10 protein-coding genes and 1 pseudogene are annotated in these 8725 nt (G+C 47.2%); all 11 read right to left on the bottom strand.

Annotation, left to right across the window (positions count from 1 at the left end; genetic code table 11):
• Positions 1 to 446 (bottom strand): annotated as a pseudogene (locus QVO39_RS08430) (methyltransferase RsmF C-terminal domain-like protein); the annotation flags it as partial.
• An 11-nt stretch (positions 447 to 457) separates the two neighbouring features.
• Complete coding sequence (locus tag QVO39_RS08425) at positions 458 to 1885, bottom strand: DUF3078 domain-containing protein (RefSeq protein WP_021903797.1); 1428 nt, start codon at positions 1883 to 1885, stop codon at positions 458 to 460.
• A gap of 74 nt (positions 1886 to 1959) precedes the next feature.
• Positions 1960 to 3024, bottom strand: a complete 1065-nt coding sequence (locus tag QVO39_RS08420; RefSeq protein WP_021903796.1) for an acyltransferase family protein — start codon at positions 3022 to 3024, stop codon at positions 1960 to 1962.
• Positions 3025 to 3028: 4 nt separating this feature from the next.
• Positions 3029 to 3685: a peptidylprolyl isomerase gene (locus tag QVO39_RS08415; RefSeq protein ID WP_021903795.1), complete on the bottom strand. Its 657-nt coding sequence runs from the start codon at positions 3683 to 3685 to the stop codon at positions 3029 to 3031.
• A 3-nt stretch (positions 3686 to 3688) separates the two neighbouring features.
• Positions 3689 to 4450 (bottom strand): RNA methyltransferase, encoded by a 762-nt coding sequence (locus QVO39_RS08410; RefSeq protein ID WP_021903794.1) that lies wholly within the window; start codon positions 4448 to 4450, stop codon positions 3689 to 3691.
• A complete protein-coding gene (locus QVO39_RS08405; protein WP_021903793.1) occupies positions 4429 to 5106 on the bottom strand; it encodes an inorganic diphosphatase in 678 nt (225 codons plus the stop codon). The genes QVO39_RS08410 and QVO39_RS08405 overlap by 22 nt, the downstream gene beginning before the upstream one ends.
• Positions 5096 to 6442 carry an ATP-dependent DNA helicase gene (locus QVO39_RS08400; RefSeq protein WP_021903792.1) on the bottom strand — a complete coding sequence of 449 codons (1347 nt, stop codon included), beginning with the start codon at positions 6440 to 6442 and terminating at the stop codon, positions 5096 to 5098. The genes QVO39_RS08405 and QVO39_RS08400 overlap by 11 nt, the downstream gene beginning before the upstream one ends.
• Positions 6443 to 6448: 6 nt before the next feature.
• Positions 6449 to 7054: a C40 family peptidase gene (locus tag QVO39_RS08395; RefSeq protein WP_244400215.1), complete on the bottom strand. Its 606-nt coding sequence runs from the start codon at positions 7052 to 7054 to the stop codon at positions 6449 to 6451.
• 18 nt (positions 7055 to 7072) lie between these two features.
• The gene (rpmA, locus tag QVO39_RS08390; protein WP_018027722.1) at positions 7073 to 7324 is read right to left on the bottom strand and encodes a 50S ribosomal protein L27; all 252 of its coding nucleotides are present in this window, start codon (positions 7322 to 7324) and stop codon (positions 7073 to 7075) included.
• Positions 7325 to 7349: 25 nt separating this feature from the next.
• Positions 7350 to 7667 (bottom strand): 50S ribosomal protein L21, encoded by a 318-nt coding sequence (gene rplU, locus QVO39_RS08385; RefSeq protein WP_018027723.1) that lies wholly within the window; start codon positions 7665 to 7667, stop codon positions 7350 to 7352.
• An 832-nt stretch (positions 7668 to 8499) separates the two neighbouring features.
• Positions 8500 to 8725: type I restriction enzyme HsdR N-terminal domain-containing protein (locus QVO39_RS08380; protein ID WP_288171951.1), on the bottom strand; the 226-nt coding region annotated here is incomplete at its 5' end.

The following is an 8725-nucleotide window of genomic DNA, read 5'->3' as shown; positions in this document are numbered from 1 at the left end:
TCCTCCAGACCATAGCGGGTAAGGTTTTCAAGAAGTATCTGAGCACGCTTTGCCTCTATCTCATTGGAGATGAGTAGCGTGTCGGTAGGAAGGTAGCTCCTCAGTAGGCTACTTTTGCCCCCAGGTGCAGCACACAAGTCAATAGCCCGTGATGGGGCAAGGCGAAGTTGCTGAATGAACTGAGCCAAAACCATTGACGAAGCCTCCTGTACATAGTACGCTCCGGCATGCCAAAGTGGATCAGCTCCAAAAAGGACGGCAGCATCAACATACCTGCCCAACGAACACCAAGGCACAGTACGCAAGCTACTCCGAAAGCTCTTAGTAGGGTGGAGCCGGATAGAGGATGCCAATGGAGTAGTTAGTGCTTGGCTCAATTGGGAAAGTACCTCCGCACCAAACTGTTTGGCAAAACGCTTTTCAAAGCCCTCCGGTAGCGTAAGCATAGAGAGTTGGCTTAGATCTTGTAAGCAAATCCTATGCTGAGTAGCTCATTGTACTGCAGAAGGTTTTTGAAGTTCTTTACATCACCGGCTGGTAGTATCACGCTATCATCAAAGCGCGTATTGAGGGTCATCCTTAGGCTAAAGAACTGATTGAATGAGTAGCTAAGGGTGTTGTCAAACTCCATTTCCACGTGCTTGTAGGAAGTGTTGTAGAATAGTCGTGACGTCAAGTTAAGCGACGACGAAAAGTCCCAATTGAGGTCCAATCGTACTGATGAGCCGTAGCGGAAACGATACTTCTGATCGGGCTGGAGACCGATACGCCCCTTGTCAATATCATCGCTGTAAGTGTATACAAAGTCCATACCGACTGGAGCGATGTTGGCACTAAATCTAAACCTTGCAAAAGGGTTTCCTCTAAACTTCTTTAGGTCTAGATCGTACTTCATACCGAGACCACCATCGATGCTGATTGGTGCAAATGGACGTGTGATCACAGTCCCGTTTGCATCAACGTTTTTGAGAGCCTGGCTTCGAAGCTGAGCCGATACCGTATAGTACCAGTGGTCAAAGGCTTTAACACCAAGGTTGGTGTAGGCTCGGAATATATCCTCCCCTATTTTGAGCTGAAGTTTCTCATCCGTACCAATATCATTAGTGAAGAGACCAATGCGGTATTCAAGCTCATTGACCCACTTCACAATATTCTTTTCGTAAGTCGCTTTGTAGTAAAGCCTAGCATTGACATTGAGGCTATTGTGTCCACCCTTATGCCAGTTTTTAGAGACTTGGTTTTGGGCAAATTGAGCACTTCCTTCAAAGTTATGCCACCAATACTTCCGTGCCACCTTTTCAGTGATGATATTATTATTCTCTACATTGATTTGAGGAGCTTCATTGTAGGCGAGCTGACCTTGGTAACCATCCGATTGGATCTCCGTTGCCTTTATCGCTTCAGGGAGGTCATTGATAGACAACTGTATCAGCCTTGGGTTTCTAAGCATCGCTTGCTCCTTTAGTGTCTGAGCTTTATGCCAGTTTTGCGAGAGCTTGTAGAAGCGACTATTCTCAGCCTTACGTCTGAAGTCATCTTTTAAGATATTATCCCAGATACCCTCCTTGCCCATTGATACTGCAACCGGCTCAGGCCAATTGATTGATAGCGAGCTAAAGGAGCGTGCGTCCATCACCCGTGGAGCATTCAGAAAAGCCATCAGTCGTCGCTGCTCAGGAGATATAGTCTGCTTCTCCGGAGCAAATGGGCGACCAATAATCCTCTTCGCTTCAGAACTAAGTTGCCCCCCTAAAGTGTCATTAAGTAGGATATTAGTAAGAAAGTCGGGAGTAGTTGCGAAATCCTGTGCCGAGAGCTGTGATGCACCCAATACTCCCACTCCTATAAATGTTGCGGCTCTAAAGAGCTTCCTTAGAATCTTCATATATAATATCTGCTTGTACTGATTGATAATGTAACTATCACAAAGATACCAAGCTCTACTCAGTTGGCAAAATTTTAGATTCGACCACCCAGTAGAAGAGATAGGGAACGAGGGGCCACCTTAGCCCATATCTTATATACTGCCACTAGGATTGCCACTATAGCTATGGGGAAGGTGATGTAAATCACCACATTAAGTAAGTCGTCAAGGGGTGCACGGAAGTAAGAGAGGATCCTTTCTTGAAACCCTCTCGCAAAGTTAACGATGTAAATCTGGTGTGTGGAGTATATGAAAAATGAGTAGATACCCATCTTTTGGCACCAAGCAAAGAGCGGTTTGGTTGTGTCAGACCTTTGTAAGGCATATAGAATTACCACTATAAGTGCTATTTCAAATAGTTTTAGTGAGGGAGTATGCCAAGCACTCGCCACTGGCTGTATGATGTAGACGCTAGTAGCAATCAAAGTGATTAGTATTGAAATGACCCCTATTGGGCGACTAATGATTAGCTCTCTATAACCTTTAATACCCCAAAATGCACCTAAAGAGAAATAAAAAAGAAGTCGGGTTGATAACCCTGTAAATAATTCTATAGGGCTGAAGTATAATAGTAGCGATGCCACGAGCCATACCCAAGAGGTATGCTTTATGAGCCAATGCCACAATGGGGCAAGCAACGAAAGCACCATCAAGTCGCGGATAAAGGAAAAAGGGAAATACAATGGGCGAGACCATAGAATGTAGTAGAGGTTTTGCCATGTGTCCGAAAGAAGTTGCGTTAAGGTTGCATCGTATTTTATCATATTATAAAAAATTACTGCAACCCAAGTAATAGCAATCCAACCAATGTAAGGGATGGCTAATGTATACACCCTTTTCCGGCTTTGCTCAATATATTGTGCACGACTAAAGTGATTCCCTATTTTAAGAAAATAAAGATAGCCCGATATGGCTGCAAAGATAGGTACCGCTACTGAGCCAACTAAAAAGCTAAATAGAGTATAAAGGGTGGTCGTAATGGGTCTGTCGGCTGCTGTTAATGCCCATAAATCTACACGATGGAAAGGTGCATAATGAATGTACACCACTAGTACAGCTAGTGGAAAGCGGAGGACTTTTATGGCGTCAGTTATTTTCATTGTGTTACAGGATTTTGGCGGAGATGATGTAGACCTCTTTAAGGGGGCGATTATTCTCTCCAGTCTCTCTATTTTGTATTTTATCAATAGTTTTGAAGCCGTCCACCAGTTCGCCGAAGACCGTATATTCATTGTCCAGATGCGGGGTGCCCCCTTCCGTCATATATCGTTGCTTCACCTCAGCAGGCATCTCACCACGCTCCTCTGTTTCGTAGGCTTTCAGCTCCTTCTCAAGGTAAAATTCCCCAATCACGATATAAAACTCTATCGGGTCGCTCGCCTTGTCGGGATTCTCCTCATCCCCGATTCGAGCGGCTGCAAGTGCTCCCCTCTTGTGGTATAGCTGAGGGTATCTTATCTCCGCCGGTATCATCTCCGAGTGCCTTTCCTTGAGTGCTTCATACCTCTTTTTGTAGGGCTCTCGAGCATCCCCACCTGCTTGCACCATAAAGTTTTTAATCACTCTATGGAAAAGGAGATTGTCGTAGGTCCCTTCCCTCACCAGAGCAAGGAAGTTGTCTCGATGGCGAGGCGTTTCATTGTAGAGTTTTACGGTGAACTTACCCACATTGGTCTTGAATTCCACTTGATACTCCTGCTCCTGTGCCATAGCACCGAGCGAAAATAGTAGCGTGGTGAATAAAAGAAGTCGACGGAACATAGTCTACTGTTTTATAAGATTGGAAAGTAAAATAGCTGCACTAATAGATACATTGAGCGAGTCACTCACAGCAGTGGGAGCACTCGGTATGGTAAGACAAGTTGTGGCAATCTGTAGCAACTCCTCCGAAAGCCCTCGCCCCTCATTGCCTAGAAGTAGCACCGCCCGGTCACTCTTCCCCACCGAGGCCTTGCGATAATCCATCCCCTTCATAGCCGTCGCCATAATTATATCAAAGTGATGGGGCAGATAGTGGAGCAAATCCACCTCCTCGTGAATAGTCACATTCCCTAGAGCCCCCATACTAGCCTGTACCGTCTTAGCATTAAACGGGTCGGCACACCCCTTGCTGCAAAAGAGGTGCTGAATGCCTAGCCAGTCGCAAAGACGAATGATGGTGCCGAGGTTGCCAGGATCCTGAACCTCCTCAAGCGCCACTGCCAAACCTTGAACCTCCTCAGGGAGCACAGGCACTTCCGAGCGGTGAAATACCGCCATCAGCTCTTGCCTGCTTTGGAGTGTCGATAGCTTCTTTAGTTCTTGTGGTGTGCAGAGCCGACAGCACTCTTCAGGGGCGTCAAAGGGTACCTCCTCGCCACAAAATAGCAACCACTTTAGCCTAAATTGTGGCAAAAGTAGCTCTACACTCTTCATCCCCTCCGCCACGAAAAGCCCCTCCTCCGCTCTGTACTTAGCATACTTGAGAGAGGCGATCACCTTCCGCTCACGCTCCGAGAGCCTTTTTACAGATTGGCACGACACCATACCAGTAGTGCTTTCATATCACAGAAGACCCGATCTGCCCCCTGCTCCCTCATGATGTACTCCCCAATTGGACCCGTCGTCACTGCCAGTACATAGGCACCTGCATCATGGCCACTCTTCACCCCAAGAGGGGCATTTTCAATCACGATAGTATGCTCAGGCTTCGCTCCAAATAGCTCCATTCCCATCAGATAAGGGTCGGGGTGGGGCTTCCCGTTTTGCACACTCTCCGCTGTGATAATATGGTCTTGATGGATATACTCTGCATAGTTTTTCGCGATCCGAGGGTAAGCAGTCCCTTGCGTGCTCCCTGTCACCACCGCCATCTCTATTCCCTTCTCCTGAAAGTATTGCATCACCTCCCGTGTGTGGGGAATCAGTTTTAGCTCAAAGTCCTCTCCATTAAAGAGGGCCGTCTTACGCTGATAGATCTCCTGAATTAGTTCAGGACTGGCCGATTTTTGGAACGTCCTCCGGTAGATCTTATCGATCGTATCTACCCCACGCATCCCCTCATAGAGGTAAAACTCGTCCTGCTCCGCCTCCATCCCATACTCGTCCGAAACCTGCTTCCAGCTTCGCACGTGATAGGGCATTGTATCAAACAACACCCCATCCATATCAAATAGCACCAGTTTTATCTCCCTACCTTCCATCTCTTAGCCTTGAAGTCCAAATAGTGAGATGCTTTGATGCTCTAGTAATCGCTGTATATAATAGCTTTTCTCGCTCCAAAATACTATTGTTGCGCATCATGTCATCATAATCTAGAAAAACCTCCCTGTAAGTAGAGCCCTGCGCCTTGTGAACCGTAAGGGCGTACCGATGCTTGAAGGCGACAAAGGCATTCCTTATCGCATAGAGGTCGCGCCAGTAAAGATCTTTGTTGATAGCCTTTCGGCGCAATGTCTCCATTAGGTCGGCAAATACAAATTCACTCTCCTCATGCAGAATCGGAAAGCTATCATTCACCACATAGTACTTTAGGCGAACCTTTTGTTTGCCTCCATTCTTATCCCATGGGATATCTATCTCCTCATCGCATACCTCTATATTCTCCACCAACACCTCTTGATTATTGGTATAGACGTATTTATAGGGATCTCCGAAGTCGTCCGTTTCCACCACCTCATAAGGGCGGTCAAAAATAATCGTTTCGCCTATTTCTATCTTACTAGGTTGGTGAAATATCTCTCTCCTCACCTCCTCATTAAAGGCGTTGACGCAAGCATTGGTGTACCCTAGATAGCGTATCCCCAAGTCGTCACGATGCCTCGCAAAGTGGCGGATAATCGCTGACCGATCCTTGGTATAAGAATAACCCAGACCCTCCGCATTCACATGGTCCTGAAAGTTATTCAGCTGGTAAATATCGTTGGAGAGAGATATAATTGGGTTTTCAGCCGCCTGGCGTATGATCTCCTTCAGAGAGAGCCGGAAATAACCTTTGGTGAAAACTGGAGAGGTATCCTCATTCACAGGCGGTAGCTGCTTGATATCCCCTATGAAGATCACTTTGAGGTGGCGCTCCTCTTCTATTCGCTCCTCTACATATTGGAGTAGGTCAGCCCCGATCATCGACGCCTCATCCACCACCAAGATAGTGACACCACCAAGCTTATTTTCCCTATTGCTTTTGTCAGGGGTAAAGATCTCCGCACCACTCTTCTCGTCGATAGAATAACGAAGGCGAAGTGCCGAGTGGAGTGTGCAGTAGTCTGTGTAGGTCGCTTTGCTAGTAGCTCCCTTCTCCCTAAGCACCTCCACCGCTTTATTGGTCGGGGCAGTCATGATCGCCTTGTAGCTTTTTCCCGTTGCCGCTTTAAGCTTCGATTGAAGTGCTTCGACGATCCAGGCAATCAAAGTGGTCTTACCAGTACCTGCCGATCCCTCAAGCAAAAGAGTGCTATGGTCTGAAGCCGATAGATAGCTCACCGCTTCGGTAAGTACTTCACTCTGCTCCCCTGTCGGCTTCTTTGCACTCTCCCTCATAGCTGGTTACAGCACCCGGCCTCCCCCAATATAGGTGCGTCTGTAGTATGGTTCGTTGAGACTGCTGATGATCACACCCTGCTTGGTCGTCGCGTGCACAAATAGATCATTCTTTAGGTAGACCCCCACATGGCTAGCTCTACCACCGCGACGGTTATTGATATTGAAAAAGACCAAGTCCCCCTCATTCAAGTGACGCTTATCCACCCTCCGACTATTGGCCATCAGTGTGGCAGAAGAGTGACGCCCAAGATCCTTATTATAGACCGCCTTATAGAGTTGCCAGACAAAGCCACTGCAGTCGGTCCCTTTCCTCGTGGTGCCTCCAAAGCGGTAGGGAGTCCCCTTCCACTCATCGGCAAAGCTGTAGAGCTCCAGATTATCCTCCGGTAGCTCAATGTTGATCTTTAGGTCTTTAGATAGTTCCGAGGCGAGCTCCTGTGTCTCCATTGGGTAGATCTCCCTCGAAATGGTGCCAGAGGGAAGAAGCACCCTCCTCACTGGCTCTCTATAAGTACGGCAGGAGGTGCTTCCCATCGCCATGATGAGTAGCACCGCCAACCATATTCTTAGCCACTTATGGCCTATGTGGTGATTCAAGATCACCCTCACACTCTGAGTTAAAGGGGGTTAAGCCTCAATAGAGACTTTAGACCTATCTCCCTTGTGAGTAGTAAAGACCACCTTGCCATCTACAAGAGCATAAAGTGTGTGGTCCTTACCCATTCCTACGTTAGTCCCTGGGTGATGCTTTGTGCCACGCTGGCGAACGATGATATTGCCAGCCTTTACAAACTCACCGCCAAACTTCTTCACGCCAAGTCGTTTGCTTTCCGACTCGCGTCCGTTCTTAGAGCTACCTACACCTTTTTTATGTGCCATTTCTCTTTCCTTTCTTCCTTTTTGATTATCCTACAATCTCCTTCACGCTAAGCTGGGTAAACTGCTGTCTGTGACCGTTCAGCTTGCGATACCCTTTCCTACGCTTCTTGTGGAAAACAAGTACCTTCTTACCCTTTACTAGTGGGCGAATCACTTCGCAAACTACCTTAGCACCCTCCACTGTTGGAGCACCTACACGCACCTCACCATCTTGGTCGAGGAGCAGTACCTTTTCAAATTCTAGAGAATCACCCTCGGCAACATCCTTAATGTGATGCACAAATAGCCTCTGATCCTTCTCTACCTTGAATTGCTGTCCTTGAATCTCTACGATCCCGTACATAATCTAAAATCCGATTTCTATATGATACCCAGTGGGTGTGTGCCACCTTTCAGCACCGCTTACAAGACCCAACACGGAATAACTCCCGCAAAGGTACCAAAAAATAATTCCCCACACAAATATTTCTCGTCCCACACATTTTATATATACGTATAACCCCCAAGTGGCCGTTAGTGTAGAGATAAGGTTGTCTTTATAGTGCAGAGTCCTCATGGCAAGCATTGGTTATGAACTCTATTTGTGGCAGGTTAGAAGGAGACTTGACCCTGTCGAGGGTGGAGCTAGGGTGATTAGGGGGGATCTGTGATAATCTATGATCGGCTGTTAGACATTTCTCGAATGATCGTGGCGATTCTTTTATCCCGGTATCTCGTTTGCGACGCTAACGATGTGTTCAGGTACTTAAAATAGGTTAATGCTTGTCGGGGGAGAGGGAGAGATGGGGTGAAATGAGGGGGTTGTTGTATGGTGTTATAAACCAATAGTTTAGGAGGACGGTGGTTGAGACCATATCTATGCGATTGCTGAGACCGTATCTAAGCGATCGGCGAGTTGCAACTAAGCGATCGGTTTGTTGCAACTAAGCGATTGCTTTGTTGCATCTCAATGGAGGCTCTTGTAGGGTGTTGAATTTCAGTGGGTTGTGAGGGAGTGTTTACGCAGCCCTATTTCTGGTAGGTTTTTCACTTTATTTTACAGATTCTTTGTAGGTGCCTTATCGGACAAGTCGGACTGGTCAGACGAGTCGGACGGGTCGGACCACTTTTAAGCTCTTATGAGTATGGCACTTCGTGCAACATTCTCTTTATGTCTATCTAGTGTTTGTCGGGGGTTAGCGGAGGGATTGCAGGAGCTGTTGGTAGGGGGGAATACCGGGTAGGGGGGTGGAGGGCTGTTTTTGGTACCCCACTTTGTAGAGGAGGGTTTGGCGCCCGTTGGAGAGGGCTATGTAGGGTACTTGTAGGGTGGTATTGTACTGGAAAGCTTGTTGGATCACTTTTTCGGTGAGTGGTATGTGTGGTGCCTTGTACTCTAGGATCATGAGGGGCTGTAGCTGT

Origin of the sequence: Porphyromonas sp. CAG:1061, assembly GCF_000435035.1 — a bacterium.
GTDB classification, from domain to species: Bacteria; Bacteroidota; Bacteroidia; order Bacteroidales; family Porphyromonadaceae; genus Porphyromonas_A; species Porphyromonas_A somerae.
This window is presented reverse-complemented; position numbering and strand designations above follow the sequence as displayed.